The sequence below is a fragment of the Leisingera sp. NJS204 genome, assembly GCF_004123675.1.
Taxonomy (GTDB): domain Bacteria; phylum Pseudomonadota; class Alphaproteobacteria; order Rhodobacterales; family Rhodobacteraceae; genus Leisingera.
Map to the genome: position 1 here is coordinate 54,406 of NZ_CP035420.1, position 16,945 is coordinate 71,350.

The window sequence follows — 16,945 nt, forward strand, 5'->3', positions numbered from 1 at the left end:
CTGCTGGCGTTCTGCCGCCGGAACCGCCGTCAGGTTGCACTGATGGAGGCGGAGAATCTGATCAGCTCCCCGGAGGCGATGCTGGAGCGGGCTTGCGGGCATCTTGGCATTGCTTCGCTGCCGGAGCCGGACCTGGAACGGCCCGCAGAACCGGCGGGGCCGGTCTGGGAGGGTATCGCGGCTCTGGCTGTGGCGCGCTCTGCCGCGGCCGCGGCGCTGAATGCTGAGCTTGAGGCGAGAGCCATTCCAGCAGATGCCGCGCAGCCGGAAGCTTTGGAGATTGCGGAGCGGGCCGCGCAGGATTACCGGCGGCAGCTGAACGGGCTGGCAGAGCAGGAGGTTTTGAAAACAGCCTTCGATGCGGCGCAGAAAGAGATACAAACCCTGGGCCGGGAACGGCCGGCCCAGAAAACCGCATTGGACGCTCAGACCCATCTGGCCGCGCTGAAGCAAAGCCAGGCGGAGCTGCTGCAGGTGCAGCTGCGCAGTCTTCAGGACGCATTGGAAGCGGAACGGCGCGATTTTCAGGGCGTATTGGAAGAGAAACGGCGCAATGCGGCGAATCTTGTCAAGGTTCAAGGGGCCTTGGAGGAGACCCGGGCGGCGCTGAAAAAAGAGAGTGAGGTCAGGAAGCGGCGCGGCAGGATCGTGGGTGAATTGAGTGAGCAGGTGGCGGCTCTGGAAGCGGCGCAGAGTGAACGCGATGGCTGGCTGACGGACAAGGATGCCCAGCTGCAGGCTGTTTGGAACTCGACGTCCTGGCGGATGACTGCGCCTCTGCGGTGGGTCAAACTTGCAGTAAACGGTCAGCTGCACACCGTGCATAAGCAGCCCGGCCCGGAAGAGGCGCAGCCCGGCGGCGCAGGGGAGGAAAATGTGCTGGAAGCCCCGGAAATAAATGCTCCGGCTGGTTCCGCCGGACCGAAAGTTTCGGTGGTGACTGTTGTGTACTGTGACGCAGACGGGTTGGAAAACACACTCGGGAGCGTGCGGCGGCAGAGTTATCCAAATATCGAGTACGTGGTGGTCGATGGAGCATCTCCGGATCGCACCCGGGAGATTCTGGACGCACAGGCCGGGTCAATCGATGTTTTGATTTCGGAACCGGACAAAGGGATTTACGACGCCATGAACAAAGGCATCGCGGCGGCCTCCGGGGATTACATCATATTCATGAATGCCGCCGATACTTTTGCTCATGACAATACGCTGGAGGAAGTGGCTGCTGAGCTGACCGGGGAAGATGTCGTGTATGGGCATAGGTACTATATGCGGAAGTCCGGTCCTGTTTTGCAGGCTTCCCATCCAGCGGATTATGTGCGCCAGCGGATGCCCTATTGCCATCAGTCTGCGTATTACCGCCGGGAGGTCCTGCAACAGCATCCGTTCAACCTGGCCTACAAATACGCCGCCGATTACAATCAAGTGGTGGAAATGTTTGTGGCAGGGTGCTCGTTCAAACAGATCGACAAGGCGTTGTGTAATTTTGAGCCGGGCGGCGCGTCAGAATCCGGAATTAGGCCGTATCTGGAAGTGTTGAAAATCCAGTTCGATAATTTTGGGGACGGGGACCACATGAAAGAGAGTGAGTACATGCAGGGTTTTGTTGCCAATGCCCCCAATCTCTTGAAAAACTATCAGAATGAGAGAGGGTAAAGACGTGCATTTCTTCCTGCACATTCCAAAATGCGGCGGATCGACTATTCGCCAGTACTATGCTTCTGCATTCGCTCCGGTACTCAGGATTCAAAGCGGGCCCCGAGGGGACGTCGCGGCTGCCGATTTTCCCCGCTTTCAAGGGGTTTTTAGTTATGGTGCAATCGTCGGGCACTTACGGTTCGATCAATTCATTGAAAACAATGAGGCCGCATCCTATCCTGATCCTTTCGTGATACATAGTGTCATACGGAATCCGGTCGACCGGCTGATCAGCCTGTATAACTTTATTAAATACAACAAGGTTCATCCTGAACATGACCAAGTGCGCCACCTGAATGGTGTGCGCTTTGTACTGGATTGCACGCGAAATTCTCAGGCAAGATACCTGGGGATAAACGCGTGTTTCGCAAACATCTCTGAAGTTTCTAACCATATAAATTTGATTGATCTCGAAACCTCTGTGCAGAGAATGCACGAGTATTTCACGTCCAATCTCAAGAAAGAAATTGGATTGGCTGAAAGAAAAAATATTACGTCGAGAAACTTTGTGAAAGAGGGGCAGCCGATGCTGAGCAGGGCCGATTTCACGGAAAGCCAGCTGCAGCAGTTGGAGGATGCGCATTCTCTCGATATACGGCTGCACAAGCTCTCCCGCGAGAAGAAGACTTTGAAGACGTTTTCGTTTACCCGTGCCGGGGGCTAGGCTGATGCAGAAGGGCGAAAAAGAGGGATGCGCTGTTGCGTGTGATTTGACCAGTGACTGAGAATTCTGAGTTTTTCACAGACGCCGGGCTGTGGCGTGATATCCTATTTGCGGATGCTTACAGCCTGAAGGGGAAGACTTCGGCTGAAAAGCAGGCTACACGCGATGTCTGGTTGCGCGATTTCCTCTATTCGGACTACCGCCTGCCGCAGCAGCGCGAGACCGGTGCGGTGTTCTTCCGCAGTCTGGTGCGCGATGATTACAAGGGGCTGTTCCATGCGGTGATCGGCGCCTCGGGGATCCGCGACCGGGTGGTGGTGGAGGAGTATCAGCACCGGACCCCCCGGCTGAACGCTGCTGCCAGCCGCTACATGATGGAAAATGCGGCTGTCTTTGATGCGCTGGATATTGCGGATCCGCTGGACCGGGCCTGCTGTTTCATCCGCGCCTGCAAGTACGGTTTTATTCTGGAGCATTTCCGGAAGATGACGTTCAAGGCGCTGATCTGTTTTGCGGATATGCAGCCGGTAGAGCATCTTCTTGCACGTTATTTCCGCGCCCAAGGGGTTACCACCCTCACCCTGCAGCACGGGCTGTATGTGGATTACGGCGATATGGATACGGTGAATGTGATCAACTACCAGCACCAGCCGTCGGAATACTTTCTGTCCTGGGGGCCTGAGAGTTCGCAGCTGATCAAACACCACCATCCGGGAAACACCACGGTGAATTGCGGCAAGCCGCTGATTTTCAATGCGTCTGGCGACGAGGTTTCGGAGAAACCCCAGCCCTATATCGCGGTGTTCCTGGATCAGAGGATCTTTAACCAGCAGAATGAAGAAATGCTGCAGATCGCCTCGGCCTGTGCCCGCCGCACGGGGCGCACGGTCAAGGTGCGCTTTCATCCGTCGATCCGCAAGGAGGAGTTCCTGCAGAGATTTCCGGATATCCGCGAACAATTGCATTTCCAGGATGCGGATTTCGTTATTGGCCACACCTCGTCGCTGATTTATGAAGCCTTGTCGCTGGGCTGCCGGGTGCTGCGCTACGACAGCGAGGTGCCGGGTATTCCGTTACCGGACAGCTGCACGTTCCGTACGCTGGAGCAGTTGGAGGCCCGCTTGGCATTGCCGCAGCCCGAAGGGCTGGCACAGCAGTATTTCTGTGCAACTGGCGAGGCATCTCTGCGCCGTTATGCAGATTTTTTCCGGGAGGTGCTGCCGGATCTTGCCGGGCAGGCTGCTGCCTGAACAGGCTCTTTTCAGGAAAAAGAAAAGGCGCTGGTCCTGCGGGACCGCGCCTTTCCGTTTTATGACCTGCACCGGATCCTATTTGGCCCGCAGATTATCCAGCCCCTGCGCCAGGAACCACTCATAAGTGCCGCGCACCCCGGTCTCCAGCCCGATCCCGGCCTGCCAGCCCAGCCGTTTGAGCCGCGACACATCCATCAGCTTGCGCGGGGTGCCGTCGGGTTTTGACGGGTCGGTCAGGATCTCCCCTTCAAACCCCGTCACCTCTGCCACCAGCTGCGCCAGCTCCAGGATCGACACATCCGCGCCGCAGCCCACATTGATATGGGAGAGCATCGGCTCGGTCTCGCGCTGATACGTCTGCGCCTCGAGATCCATCACAAACAGCGAGGCCGCCGCCATGTCGTCCACATGCAGGAACTCGCGCCGGGGCGTGCCGGAGCCCCAGATGGTGACGCTCTCTGCGCCGGCCGCGGCCGCCTCGTGGAAGCGGCGGATCAGGGCGGGCAGCACATGGCTGTTCTCCGGGTGGAAATTGTCGCCCGGCCCGTAAAGGTTGGTCGGCATCACCGAGCGGTAATCCACGCCGTACTGGCGGTTGTAGCTTTCACACAGCTTGATGCCGGCGATCTTGGCAATTGCATAAGGCTCGTTGGTGGGCTCCAGCACGCCTGTCAGCAGCGCATCCTCGGCCATCGGCTGGTCTGCCAGCTTGGGGTAGATGCAGCTTGACCCCAGCTGCAGCAGTTTTTTCACCCCGGCCTCATAGGCGGCGTGGATGACGTTGCACTCGATCATCAGGTTTTCATAGATGAACTCAGCCGGGTAGCTGTTGTTGGCAACGATGCCGCCCACTTTGGCAGCGGCCAGAATGACCTGATCGGGCTGTTCCGCCTGCATGAAGGCGCGCACCGCGGCCTGATCGGTCAGATCCAGCTCGGCGCTGCTGCGGGTGATCAGCGCAAGCTCTTCGCCTGCGTCCCGGCGCGTCTGCAATTGCCGCAGGATCGCCCCCCCGACCATGCCGCGGTGGCCTGCCACATAAATCCGGGTCATGACCTTAGCCCTCAACGCTGACCGGCAGATCCATGCCGTGCTCTTTCAACAGCGCATGGCGGCGGGCGGTTTTCAGATCCTCGGCGACCATCTCGGCGCACATTTCCTGGGTGGTGATTTCCGGCACCCAGCCCAGCTTTTCCTTGGCCTTGGCGGGATCGCCGAGCAGCGTCTCCACCTCTGCCGGACGGAAATAGCGCGGGTCGATCCGCATGATCACGTCACCCGCCTTCAAGCTGGGGGCGTTATCGCCCTCAATCGCGGCCACGGTGGCAATCTCGTCGATGCCGCTGCCGGAAAACTCCAGGTGAATGCCCAGCTCGGCTGCCGACCATTGGATGAACTGGCGGACTGAGTACTGCTTGCCGGTGGCGATCACAAAATCCTCCGCCGCGTCCTGCTGCAGCATCATCCACTGCATCCGCACGTAATCTTTGGCATGGCCCCAGTCGCGCAGCGCGTCGATGTTGCCCATATACAGGCAGGGCTCCAGCCCTTGCGCGATATTGGCCAGGCCGCGGGTGATCTTGCGGGTCACAAAAGTCTCGCCGCGGCGCGGGCTCTCGTGGTTGAACAGGATGCCGTTGCAGGCATACATGCCATAGGCCTCGCGGTAGTTCACCGTGATCCAATAGGAATAGAGCTTGGCCACCGCATAAGGCGAGCGCGGGTAGAACGGCGTCGTCTCGCGCTGCGGCGTCTCCTGCACCAGCCCGTAAAGCTCCGAGGTCGAGGCCTGATAGAAGCGGGTCTTCTTCTCCAGGCCGAGGAAACGGATCGCCTCCAGCAGGCGCAGGGTGCCCATGGCATCCACATCGGCGGTGTATTCCGGGCTTTCAAAGCTCACCGCCACATGGGACTGGGCGCCGAGGTTATAGACCTCGTCGGGCTGCACTTCCTGCAGGATCCGGGTCAGGTTAGACGTGTCGCTCAGATCGCCGTAATGCAGCTTCAGGCGGGCATGATCCACATGCGGATCCTGGTAGATGTGATCGACCCGCTGAGTGTTGAATGATGAGGCGCGGCGTTTGATGCCATGCACTTCATAGCCCTTCTCCAGAAGGAACTCTGCAAGATAGGAGCCGTCCTGGCCGGTGATGCCGGTGATAAGAGCTTTTTTCATTACAATCCTACTACTGTCTATCTGTAAACGCCTGCGCGAGTGCTTAGGGCAGATGCGGAGGGAATTGAAGGGGGGTTTTCTGCTTAAGCGGTTTCCGGGTCCGGGTCATAATCCAACCGGGCGCAGAGGGCCGCATAGCTGGATGAGACGCGGACTTCCTGCTTCACATCTTCCGGCACGGGCCGCCGCGGGCGGGGAGCGATCACCCCGTCGCCGCGGCCGCTGTCGCCGGAGAGCTGCACCGCGGAAAAATCCTCCTGGAAACCTGGATTGAAAGCCAGATCCAGAATGCTGCAAATCTGCCGCATGCACATTTCAGGCTCTGCCAGAAAGTCCTCATAGCGCAACAGCTCCGCACCGGCATAGAGATCAAGGAAAGCCAGGTAGCGGCGGGCATATTCCTCAAGACCGGCCGGCTGCCAATGCACCCATTTCCGGCGCAGGAGACTCAGATACGAATCCAGCGGATGGCGCACGCTCACCAGGCTCAGCAGCCGGTAGTTTCCCTCCAGCATTTGCTGCAGCGAGGGCCGTTCCGGGATTTTACTGCCGCAGCAGAAATGGCTGTGGGCATGGTCGCGCAGGATCAGGTCGCGCCCCTCGGCCCGGGTGTCTTCGGCCAGCGCTGCAAGGCCGGCCCGGAAGATGCGCAGCAGGGTGTCCTGCCCCGGCGGGCTGGACCCGAGCTTAGCCAGACCGATCAGGTCAGCAGGCAGGAAGCTGTTTTTGTGCGTTAGCCGGCTCAAAGGATCCACTTCGCTCAGCAACCGGGTGCACGGCATGGCTGCGATGCATTTGCTGATCAATGTGCCGCCGGTGCAGGCAAAGTGATGCACCGTGCGCAGCACTGGACGCTGCGGGCGGCCGGCCAAAGTTTCAGCCTCTGCCAGCAGGTTTTGCAGCTCCTCTGAATTCCGCAGCCGCTCTGCCAGCGCGGGATCCCGCTGAGCGGCGGCCAGGGCCAGCTGGCGTTGCAAGCCCTGGAGGGTAGAGACGCGCGGGACCAGGCCGTTCACGTGCTTTGGCCCTCCTTCAGACGCGCAGGCGCAGCCGCGGCCTCCGCAAGCACCAGACCGGCCTCTTCTGAAGGCGCTTCATCCACCAGATATGCAAGGCAGGCTTTGGTGCGCTGGAGCAAATCATCCTGCGCCTCCTGGCGTTCCAGAAGTGCGCTGTAGCGTGCCTGCAATTCTTTCAGATCAGCCTCGCGCTGGCTCTGCAGCCGCAGGGCCACTGCCAGGTTCTGCTGGGCTTTCCGGGCCTCGGCTTCGCGGGCTGCGGCCTGCTCCAGCGCTTGTGCCTGGCGCGCGGCCTCTGCATCCTGGTCCGCCGCCTTTGCAGCCAGTGCTGCGGCCTCGGCACGCGCGCTGTCACGCTCCGCAACCGCCTGCTCCCGCGCCTGTGCCTGGCGAGCCGCCTCTGCATCCTGGTCCGCAACCTTCGCAGCCAGCTCCGCGGCTTCGGCACGCGCGCTGTCACGCTCCGCAACCGCCTGCTCCAGCGCCTGTGCCTGGCGCGCCGTCTCCGCATCCTGTTCCGCAACCTTCGCAGCCAGTGCTGCGGCCTCGGTGCGTGCGCTGTCACGTTCCGCAACCGCCTGCTTCCGCGCCTGCGCCTGGTGCCCGGCCTTTGCTTCCAGCTCGGCAGAACGGAGTTCACTTGCCTGCTGTGCGGCCCCGGTTGCAGCCAGTTTTTTTTCCAGATCAGCCACCTGAAGAACGAGCGGTTCCTGCTCCAGAAAACAGGCCGGGAAATCAGGGTCTTGGTTTTCCGTATGCCGCAACCGCCACCCTGCAGTGTGCAGACGCTGCAGAATCTCCGCCATGGGCTCGCTGCCTTCGTAGAGCGGGGCAGCAGGGAGGGAAAGGTAGAGATGCTGGAATTTGGAGAGCAGGCCGGAAGCCTGCAGCTGGCGAAGGATTTCGGCTTCCTGGCCGGGGCAATCAATTGCCAGAAGGTTGCAGCCAGGCCCGGTCCGCTCCGGCATATCAAGCAGGCTGGTTACGGGCTCGGCTTTCACCTGCACTGTATCGGTCTGGCGCAGGCCGGGGAAAACTTTTTCCAGCCCGTCCGGCCGGCAGCAGCTGGACAGGGAGCGGATGTTGAAGATGTGAAAGGGGCGCTCTCCGGACTCGTCCGCGACCGCTGCTTCGCGCAGTTGAACGCCGGCAGCAATGCAGGCCGGTCTGAGTGCTGCAGCCCTTTCCGGGTCTGCTTCGGTCAAGAGAATATGTTCAGCACCGCTGTCCAGGCAGGCTTTGACGGTATCCGGACCGGCTTTGCCGGCCCCCAGATAGACCAGTGTGCCGAGGCCGCCTGATTGGCTGATCCGGGAAAGCTGTTTCTGGAAGAAGGTGCTGTTTTGCATGTTATTTGCGGCCCTGTTGGATCTGTTCCTGCCCTGCCTGGTTCTGACGCAGAGACCGCAGCGGGGCGATAAGGCGGAAAATTCCGGCGGTGAGAGAGTGCAGCCGCGTTTGCTTCGGCGTCCGGGCGCCAAGCAGGCGGTCTTGCAGCAGGGCCGTATGGGCTTCCAGGCTGCGGATTTTCCGGCCCGCGGCCTGCAGCGCCTGCTCTTTTGCAGCGATCCGCCGCTGCTGTGACTCTGCCAGGCGGCAGTTCAGGATTTGAAGGGTTTCCAGTTCTTGATGCATCAGGTTTTTCTGCTCCTGCAGGAGGGCAGCCTGTGCGTCAGCATTCCGGTGAGCCTGTATCGCGGCGGTTGTGTTCAGGCTTGCGGCAGCGGAGGGCGCGGCAGGGGGCAGCGCGGCCTGTTGCACCGCTTGAGCCAAGCTCAGCACAATGCTGTCCTGCTGCAGGCAGGCTGTGGCGAGTGCCAAAAGAACCGGGTCGTCTGCTGCGTCGTCTGCCACTGGAGGGACGGAGGGTGCCGACTCGTCCGGGGCGCCGCCGCCGGGCAGGCCCAGATGTGTGATAAATGCTTGTGGAGAAAGGATAAACTGGCTGAGTCCGGCGACCGCTGTTTGTGCCCCCTCTTCACGGACCGCACACAGGATATCTTCGGCTTGTGCGGACCAGGCGGCCAGGGCGTCTGCCGGGGCCTGATCCTGCAGAAGCGCCTGGTACAGATGGTGCTCTGGAGTTTGATAAAGCAGCAATGCCGGGCCGCGGCTTGCCTCCAGCGGAGAGTTCAGCCGGGTCAGGCCGAAGCGATCGGATAACGCGGCTAGAGCCTGACCATAAGCCGCATCCTCCGGGTACCAGATGTACCGCGCCTCCGCCTTGGCGGCCTTAGGAGTTACATTCATTTGCACTGTGTTCTTGTATATGCTTGCGGCCTGTTCCAGAAAAGCAATCTTATTGTCCCGGGGGGAAGTCAACCGCTAAGGGCTTCAGGCATCCCTTCCTTTGCTGCCCGGATGATGGGGCGGCGAACCAGCAGGTAGAGCAGCGTGATCAAAATTTACATGGCCGGCAAGCACATGAAACGGTCGCCGCTCAGCTACAGTGCCCTGGCACCGCTGTTTGAAGGCTGGGTCGAACGCGTTTCGGAACCAGAGCAGGCCGATTTGTATCTCTTTACCCATATACTGGACATTGAAGAGGCGCCGCAGGCGGCAATCACAGCCTGGCGGCAGCGGCGCAAGCCGATTGTGCTTTTGTCGGAAGAGCCGTTCTGGGATACAATCTGGGGCTGCCGGCCGCTGAATCGGGAACTGATCGTGGAAACCCGCTTCGGCGCGGTGCCAGTGATTCAACTGAATCATGCCACCACCAGTATTTTCCGTTTTTCTCGAATTCCCTATTACCTTTTGACCAACCACCGTTTTGCCAATGCCTATGCGGCCCGTTTCGCGCGCAATGCAGCATTGGACGCAGCAGACTGGCAGGCGTGTTTCGAAGCGCGCAGCACCGATATCGCATTCATGTTCGAGCGCCGCCCGGAACCTTACCACGCGGTGGAATGGCCAGAGGCCGGTATTATTGGCCTGTGTTCCTGGCGGACAGAACTGGCCGAAGCCGTGCAGGCCGGCACAGTGGAGCGGCTGGGCCAAAGCTGGCAGGACGGCCAAAGCAGATTCCAGCAGCGCAACTGGTATCTGGATAAGCTCACCCGCCTGGACCGCCGGGCCCGGATGCTGGGGGCGTTTGAGAATACCCATCAGCCGGATTATGTGACCGAGAAGATATTCGATGCATTCGCCTGCGGATCTGTGCCGCTCTATTTTGCGTCGCCAGAACATCGTATCCATGATTTTGGCTTGCCTGAGGGCGCCTGGATCAATTTTTACGGGCGGACGGCGCGAGAAGCGGCGGAGCAACTGGAAGGGTTGGGCTGCAGCCGGAGCCGGGTTCAAGGCTGGGGGCAGGACCGTTTCGCGGCTTACGCCTGTGCGCAGCGGCAGCTGGCAGAGCTGTTTTGCAACCCCGCGCTCTGGCTGGCGGAGCGTAAGCGGCTGGGTGCGGCAGTGAAATCCGCTTTGACCGGTGTTCTGGACGGGCCGTGTGAACAGTATCCGGGCAGCGGCACGGCTGCCTAATTTACCGTCAGAGGCTCAAGCTGCCGGAAGGTTGCCTGGAACTGCGCGGTTTGAAAAAACAAATTGAACTCACAACTGCTGCTGCGGGCGAGCAGGCTTGGATCCACAGGGATATGCGACAGCTGCTCCAGTGCGCCGCCGGCCGCGACAACAGGGGCGGCTGCGGTCTCGGTAAAGCCGCCGCTGCTCAGATAATAGCGCAGGGTGGGGGTATAGATCAGCAAGTCTTTGCTTTCGGCTGCCGCGAGCAGGCCCAGATAGCGGGCAGTGCATAATTGAGCCCGTTCCAGCCGGAACCCCAGACTGGCCCACAGGCCGCTGTCTCCGTCTTCCAGCGTCAGTGTGAAACCCTCTGCGGCAGGGGCACACGTCAATTTTGCCTGGCCTTCGGGGTCGGTGGACAGCCACAGTTTTGCGTCGGGGGCAAGCGGGCAATGCCCGGCTGCAGCGGTTTGCGCGGGGGCATTGTGCAGGGCTTGGAGCTGCGCAGTAAGGGACGCAAAAACTGATTTTGTCACGGTCTGGCTTTCCAGTCGTCTGAAGGAGGCAGGAAGATGTGCTTGCGGCGGTTTCTAAGTCAGTCGGCCGGTGCTGGAAACATCTATTGTGAAATAGGAAGATAGATCATAAGCACAAGCGAAGAGCGTTTTTTCAGGCGCGTCACGCGGACATTTTGGAGTGAGAGCATGATTACCCCCATCCTCCTTTGCGGCGGCTCCGGCACCCGGCTGTGGCCCCTGTCGCGCAAGAGCTACCCCAAGCAGTTTGTGCCGCTGACCGGGGAGGAGACGCTGTTTCAGGCCTCGGCGGCGCGGCTGTCGGGGGAGGGGTTTTCCAGCCCGGTGGTGCTGACCAATTCCGATTTCCGTTTCATTGTCACCGAGCAGCTGGCGGGTGCCGGCATTGATCCCGGTGCGGTCCTGATCGAGCCTGCGGGGCGCAACACGGCGCCTGCGGTGCTGGCGGCGGCCTTGTGGCTGGAGAAACAGGATCCAGACGCGCTGATGCTGGTGGCGCCCTCGGACCATGTGGTGCCGGATGCGGCGGCGTTCCGGACTGCTGTCACGGCAGGCGAGGCGGCCGCCCGCGCAGGCCGGCTGGTCACTTTCGGCATCAAGCCGGACCGGGCCGAAACCGGCTATGGCTATCTGGAGCTGGCAGAGGACCCCGGCGATTTCACCCCGCGCCCGATCGGGCTGAAACGGTTTGTCGAAAAACCGGATGCACAGACTGCGGCGCAGATGCTGGCCTCGGGGCAGTATCTGTGGAATGCGGGGATTTTCCTGTTTTCCGTCAAGACCATTCTGGCGGCGTTCCGCGCCCATGCGCCGGATCTGCTGGCGCCGGTGCAGGCTGCCGTGGATCAGGGCCAGCCTGATTTGGGCTTTTTGCGGCTGGACCCGGCGGCCTGGCAGGGGGCGGCGGATATCTCGATCGACTATGCGGTGATGGAGAAGGCGGCAAACCTCAGCGTTGTTCCCTTTGCGGGCGGCTGGTCCGATCTGGGCGGCTGGGACGCGGTCTGGCGCGAGAGCGGCCCTGATGCGGCGGGTGTGGTGACGGCCGGGCCTGCCACCGCGATCGACTGTGCGGACAGCCTGCTGCGGTCCGAAGGCGAAGGGCTGGAGCTGGTCGGCATCGGGCTGGAAAATATCATTGCCGTGGCAATGCCGGATGCGGTGCTGGTGGCCGCGGCGGACCGCGCTCAGGATGTGAAGCAGGCGGTGGCGGCGCTGAAGGAAAAACGGGCCAAACAGGCCACAGAATTTCCGATGGATCACCGCCCCTGGGGCTGGTTTGAAAGCCTGGCCGTGGGCGATCGCTTTCAGGTCAAGCGCATCCATGTGCATCCCGGTGCGGCGCTGTCCTTGCAAAGCCATCACCACCGCTCGGAGCATTGGATTGTGGTCGAAGGCACCGCCAAGGTGACGGTGAATGGCACCGAACAGCTGGTGAGCGAGAACCAGTCGGTCTATATCCCGCTGGGCGCGGTGCATCGGATGGAGAACCCGGGCAAGGTGCCGATGGTGCTGATCGAGGTGCAGACCGGCAGCTACCTGGGCGAGGACGACATTATCCGTTACGAGGATGTCTATGCCCGCGGCCAGGGCGCCAAAGGGTAGGGCGGCAAAGGGCAGAGGGTAAAAGGCGGGCGCTCCCGCGCCTGTGCGCCGCATCATAGATGCGTCTCAAAGCCTTGGGCCCGGCGCCGCTGGCGCGGCGCAGCGCCATGCGAACGCATGGCGCCGGACCCAACGGGGAGGATCAATCTGTGATTGTTCCGGGACGGGCGGGAGCCTGCCGCCCAAAGAGGCGCTCGAAAGAGAGGCCGGGAGATCCCGCCTGTTTTCAGCGGACCAGCCATTCCTCGACCTCAGCCGAGACCTGCCGCATCCGGATCCAATGGGCAGCGGCGGGCTGGCCTGTCTTCAGGCGCAGCTTGCCGGTCAGTCCCAGCAGCGCCCATTCCGGGCGGGCGGCGCGCGGCAGGTAAGGCTGTGACGGGTCATAGGCGGGGTTTTCCTGCGGGCGGCCTGAGGCATCGCGCAACAGGCTGCCGTAAGCGTCGCGCAGCCAGCGCCTCTTCCACTCCCCCATGTCGCCATCGCCCACCACCGCCGGGTTGCCGCTGATCACGCCCGCCGGGGTTTCCCCCGCGAGGGCCGGGCGGATTTTTGCGCCCTCCAGCACCACAGCAAGTCCGCGGCGGTCTTCGCCTTCGGGATTGCCATCCACCCATTCGAACCATTCGGCGTAATCGGCGCCGCCGCCGGACCAGGCGCCGGAGCAACTGCCGTTGCCATCCGATCCCAGCCGGAAATCGGCGCTGCCATCGCCTGCCAGCAGGTAATCGGCGCTGCCGCCCTGGATCTCCAGATGCGCTGCCGGGCTGGCAGTGCCGAAGCCTGCGCGCCCGTCTGCGGTCAGCGCCAGCGCGGTGCCCCAGGCGCTGCCGTCGGCGGAGATCTTGATGGAGAAATCGTCAGAACCCGCCAGCCCCATTTCGGCCCGGCCGCTCCAGTTCGACTGAAACAGCAGCGCGGCGGTGTCAGCGGCGGCGGCCTTGTTCACCTTGAGCTGATGGCCCGCGCCGCCATGGGTCAGCAGCGTCGCAGGCCCTGCAACCGACAGCGGGTTGGCGGCATCCGCCGCAGTGCCCACCCCGAGGCGGCCGAGGTTCTGGGTTTCAGCGGGCGGCAGAATCCAGCTGCTGCCGTCCCAGACCCTCAGCTCCGCGTCCGCCAGGCTCCAGGCGCGCCAGCCGGGGGAGGGCGCCAGGAACAGCCAGCCCTCGCCCTGCCAGACCGCAATCTCAGCCCCGTGGCCGGCCCAGGCGCCGGTTGGCGCTGCCGCCAGCGCATGGGTCTCGCCCACAGCCGGGCCGGCGGGCGGGGCAGCGGCATCGAACCCTTCGACGCGGAGCTGCACCAGCGCATCCAGCATCTGCAGCGCCTCGTTATGGGTCACATGTTTCTGCGCCTGGGCAGGCATCAGATAGGGCAGGGCAAGGATCGGCGAGGTCTGGGTCATGAGCAGGGCTCCGGCAGCGGCAAAAAACGGGTTCCGCGCCAGAGTGCCAGAGCCGCGTCAAACTGCGGATAACGGGGCGTGCGCTGCTTGCGCAACGGCGGATCGGGGGGGCGGGGAGCGGGCAGACAGGGCAGGACGTATGACCACAGCTGTTCCCGGGCCGTTTCCGGCCTGTTTTGGGTCTGTTCGTTCAATTGTCGTCAATCTGTAAACAATGTCCCTGATTTTGCCCGCTTTGCTTCCCGCATTGCGCCCCGCGCCCTGGCCAGTCTCAGCCCTGGGCCGCAAGCGCAAAGGAGCGGGGTTATGGCACTGGCATTCACCGGGCGGTTCGCCGCAGAGGATCTGATTTTCGGCGCCGATTTGCGCGATCTGGAAATCGCCGTGCAGGACGGTCAGGCGGTGCTTTATGCGGCCACCGGCATGAACGGCGGTATCAGCCGCTGGCAGCTGGATGGCTCCGGCGCCCTGCCGCAGCTGGCGGGCCAGCAGCTGCACGGGCAGGCCGGGATCCGCACCGGGGATTTCCACCTGGCCGAGGCCGGCGGCGGGCTGCGGCTGCTGCAGGGCGGAACCAGCCAAAGCGCGCTGACATTTTATGAGCTGGCGGAAGATGGCAGCCTGGGCAGCCAGGACCGCGATGCGCTGGCAGGCGCCGATGCGGGCGGCTTTGGCGCGGTGGCGGTGCTGCAGCTGGCAGATGGCAAATCCGCGTTTTATGCGGTGGGGGCGGCCAGCGGCGGTCTGCAGGGCTGGCAGCTGGATGCGGCGGGGGATGTGCAGGGCCAGGCCGGTGCCGCGGGCGGCCATGCGGCTTATGGCCTGGATCCGGCGGCGCTTTTGGCTTTGGTGCAGACGGCGGGCGGCCCGGTGCTGCTGGCGGCGGATGCGCGGGGGCTGCACAGCTTCCGGGCCGATGCCGCCACCGGCGCGCTGAGCCCCGGCAGCGATCTGGGGGCGGAACAGGGGTTGGCGGTCTCCGGCGTTACCGTGCTGGAAGGATTTGAGGCCGGCGGCAAATCCTGGGCGCTGCTGGGGGCGGCGGGCAGCAGCTCGCTTACTCTGATGCAGGTGGGCGCGGATGGCGGGCTGCAGGTCTCAGCCCGGCTGCAGGATACCGCGATGACCCGTTTCGGCGGCCTTAGCGCGCTGGAGGTGGTGGAGGCAGAGGGCCATGTGCTGGTGCTGGCGGCGGGCAATGACGGCGGCCTCAGCCTGTTCACCCTGACCCCGGGCGGCGCGCTGATCCATCTTGAGAGCCTGGAGCACACACCGGGGCTGGGTTTGCAGAATGTGACCGCGCTGGAGGCGGCGGCGGTTGGCGGCGAGCTGCAGGTCTTTGCCGCCTCGGGTGCGGCAGGCGGCATCAGCCGGTTCACCCTGCCGCTTGGCAGCCTGGGCGAGATGCATCTGGCGGCGGCGGGGGCGGCGCGGCTGGACGGCAGTGCCGGCAATGACGTGCTGGAGGGCGGCCGGAGCGGTGCAAACCTCTATGGCCAGGCGGGCGATGATGTGCTGGTTGCGGGGGCGGAAGGCGGCTGGCTGACCGGCGGCAGCGGTGCTGATACCTTTGTCATCAACCCGGCGGCCGGGGCGGTGACGGTGCGCGATTTCACCCCCGGCGAAGACCAGCTGGACCTGTCGCTGTTCGAAGGGCTCTACAGCACCGGCCAGCTGGATGCGCAGGCGCGCAGCAGCGGCATGGTGATGGAAGCGGGAGGCACCCGGATTGTGCTGATCAGCGATGCGGGCACGCCGCTGGAGCTGGCGGATGTGTTCGGCCCGGATCTGCGGTTTTCCTTTCCGCAGCGGCAGGAGGCGGGGGAGACCCTGCCGGGCGGCAGTTTCTACGGCGGCAGCGGCGCTGACCGGCTGGACGGCACCGGCGGCGATGACCTGCTGAGCGGCGAGGGCGGCAACGACCGGCTGGACGGGGGGCGCGGCAATGACAGTCTTGAAGGCGGCATCGGCAACGACCTGCTGGAGGGCGGGTCGGGCAATGACCGGCTGGAGGGCGGCAGCGGCGCCGACAGCCTGAAGGGCGGCAGCGGCAATGATGTGCTGGAGGGCGGATCCGGCAATGACCGGCTTTATGGCGGCGGCGGCAGCGACAGGCTGAAGGGCAGCAGCGGCAATGACCTGCTGAAAGGCGGCGGCAGCGATGACAGGCTTTATGGCGGCAGCGGCGCCGACAGTCTCAAGGGCGGCGGCGGTCAGGACCTGCTGTCCGGGCAGGGCGGCCGCGATCTGCTGCAGGGCGGCGGCGGCAGCGACACCCTGTCCGGCGGCGGCGGCAAGGACCAGCTCAAGGGCCAGGGCGGGCATGATGACTTGAAGGGCGGCGGCGGCAAGGACAGCCTGAAGGGCGGGGCGGGGCGCGATACGCTGGACGGCGGCAAGGGCCGCGACCAGCTCAAGGGCCAGGGCGGCGATGACCGCCTGGAGGGCGGCAAGGGGCATGACCTGCTCAGCGGCGGCGGTGGCGAGGATGTCTTTGTCTTTGCCCGCGGCCACGGGCGCGACACCATTTCCGACTTCCGCCCCGGCCGCGACCTGATTGATCTGCAGGGGGCTGCGGCGGACGGGTTTGCGGATCTGGACATCAGCCGTCAGGACGGCGGAGCGCTGATCCTCACCGGCTCGGGCAGGATCTTTCTGGAAGACCTGAACCCGGGCCGGCTGGATGCGGATGACTTTCTGTTTTGAGGATGGCCGGGGCTAAGGATGACGCTGGTTGAATGTGACACTGGCAGGATATGCCGAACGTATACACTTTTGACATTGGGGTCCTGCGGCGCCGGGCCAGCTGCCGGGAGAGCAGTTGTGTGATGGCAGGAAGATCAGGGGCTTGCCGTTTGCCGGGCTGTTGGCGGCAGCCCGTCAGCGGCATCAGGTGATGCTGCACTTGCGCCGCGCTGCCGCTTTTGCGGGGCAGCGATTAAATATTAAGCATAATACTTATTACAGGATACCCCGTTGTAGCCGCAAAGCAGTAATGTCACCCATCGGCAAAGCAGAAATGTCACTCTCCTTGCCGCCCGCTTTTGCAGCTGCAATCCGCAGGTGATACGCGGCCGTCTGCCCGGGTAGGAACGAATCGCAACCTTGAATAGCATTGCCA

13 protein-coding genes are annotated in these 16,945 nt (G+C 63.0%); 6 read left to right on the plus strand and 7 right to left on the minus strand.

Going from position 1 to position 16,945, the window contains the following annotated elements:
* The first annotated feature begins 189 nt into the window (after positions 1-189).
* From ETW24_RS22195 to ETW24_RS22205, 3 genes are read left to right on the plus strand one after another with little or no spacing between them, the layout of a single operon-like run.
* Entirely contained in the window at positions 190-1,656 is a 1,467-nt protein-coding gene (locus ETW24_RS22195) for a glycosyltransferase family 2 protein (RefSeq protein ID WP_164982810.1), read from the plus strand.
* Between the two features lie 4 nt (positions 1,657-1,660).
* On the plus strand, positions 1,661-2,362 hold the full coding sequence (locus ETW24_RS22200; RefSeq protein ID WP_164982811.1) for a sulfotransferase family 2 domain-containing protein: 702 nt from the start codon (positions 1,661-1,663) through the stop codon (positions 2,360-2,362).
* A 53-nt stretch (positions 2,363-2,415) separates the two neighbouring features.
* Positions 2,416-3,612: a hypothetical protein gene (locus tag ETW24_RS22205; RefSeq protein ID WP_129373272.1), complete on the plus strand. Its 1,197-nt coding sequence runs from the start codon at positions 2,416-2,418 to the stop codon at positions 3,610-3,612.
* Between the two features lie 78 nt (positions 3,613-3,690).
* Here ETW24_RS22205 and fcl read toward each other — a convergent pair whose 3' ends face one another.
* The 5 genes from fcl to ETW24_RS22230 form a co-directional block, all read right to left on the minus strand.
* Positions 3,691-4,668, minus strand: coding sequence for a GDP-L-fucose synthase (fcl, locus tag ETW24_RS22210; RefSeq protein WP_129373273.1), 978 nt, complete (start codon positions 4,666-4,668; stop codon positions 3,691-3,693).
* A gap of 4 nt (positions 4,669-4,672) precedes the next feature.
* Complete coding sequence (gmd, locus tag ETW24_RS22215) at positions 4,673-5,791, minus strand: GDP-mannose 4,6-dehydratase (protein WP_129373274.1); 1,119 nt, start codon at positions 5,789-5,791, stop codon at positions 4,673-4,675.
* Between the two features lie 83 nt (positions 5,792-5,874).
* Positions 5,875-6,807 carry a sulfotransferase family protein gene (locus ETW24_RS22220; protein WP_129373275.1) on the minus strand — a complete coding sequence of 311 codons (933 nt, stop codon included), beginning with the start codon at positions 6,805-6,807 and terminating at the stop codon, positions 5,875-5,877.
* Positions 6,804-8,159 carry a hypothetical protein gene (locus ETW24_RS22225; RefSeq protein WP_129373276.1) on the minus strand — a complete coding sequence of 452 codons (1,356 nt, stop codon included), beginning with the start codon at positions 8,157-8,159 and terminating at the stop codon, positions 6,804-6,806. Before ETW24_RS22225 ends, ETW24_RS22220 begins: the two co-directional genes overlap by 4 nt.
* Before the next feature lies 1 nt (position 8,160).
* A complete protein-coding gene (locus ETW24_RS22230) occupies positions 8,161-9,060 on the minus strand; it encodes a hypothetical protein (RefSeq protein WP_129373277.1) in 900 nt (299 codons plus the stop codon).
* Between the two features lie 144 nt (positions 9,061-9,204).
* Between ETW24_RS22230 and ETW24_RS25035 the strand changes: the two genes are divergently transcribed.
* Positions 9,205-10,293 (plus strand): glycosyltransferase family 10 domain-containing protein, encoded by a 1,089-nt coding sequence (locus ETW24_RS25035; RefSeq protein ID WP_254695785.1) that lies wholly within the window; start codon positions 9,205-9,207, stop codon positions 10,291-10,293.
* Here the strand turns inward: ETW24_RS25035 and ETW24_RS22240 are convergent.
* Positions 10,290-10,811, minus strand: coding sequence for a hypothetical protein (locus ETW24_RS22240; RefSeq protein ID WP_129373278.1), 522 nt, complete (start codon positions 10,809-10,811; stop codon positions 10,290-10,292). The two genes, ETW24_RS25035 and ETW24_RS22240, sit on opposite strands and share 4 nt — an antisense overlap.
* A 168-nt stretch (positions 10,812-10,979) precedes the next feature.
* Here ETW24_RS22240 and ETW24_RS22245 point away from each other — a divergent pair, with 168 nt between their 5' ends.
* Entirely contained in the window at positions 10,980-12,416 is a 1,437-nt protein-coding gene (locus tag ETW24_RS22245) for a mannose-1-phosphate guanylyltransferase/mannose-6-phosphate isomerase (protein ID WP_129373279.1), read from the plus strand.
* A 226-nt stretch (positions 12,417-12,642) separates the two neighbouring features.
* Here the strand turns inward: ETW24_RS22245 and ETW24_RS22250 are convergent, their stop codons facing one another.
* Positions 12,643-13,824, minus strand: coding sequence for a DUF2793 domain-containing protein (locus ETW24_RS22250; protein WP_129373280.1), 1,182 nt, complete (start codon positions 13,822-13,824; stop codon positions 12,643-12,645).
* Positions 13,825-14,130: 306 nt separating this feature from the next.
* On the opposite strand from ETW24_RS22250, the gene ETW24_RS25135 reads away from it, so the two are divergent.
* A complete protein-coding gene (locus ETW24_RS25135; protein ID WP_129373281.1) occupies positions 14,131-16,530 on the plus strand; it encodes a calcium-binding protein in 2,400 nt (799 codons plus the stop codon).
* Positions 16,531-16,945: the final 415 nt, after the last annotated feature.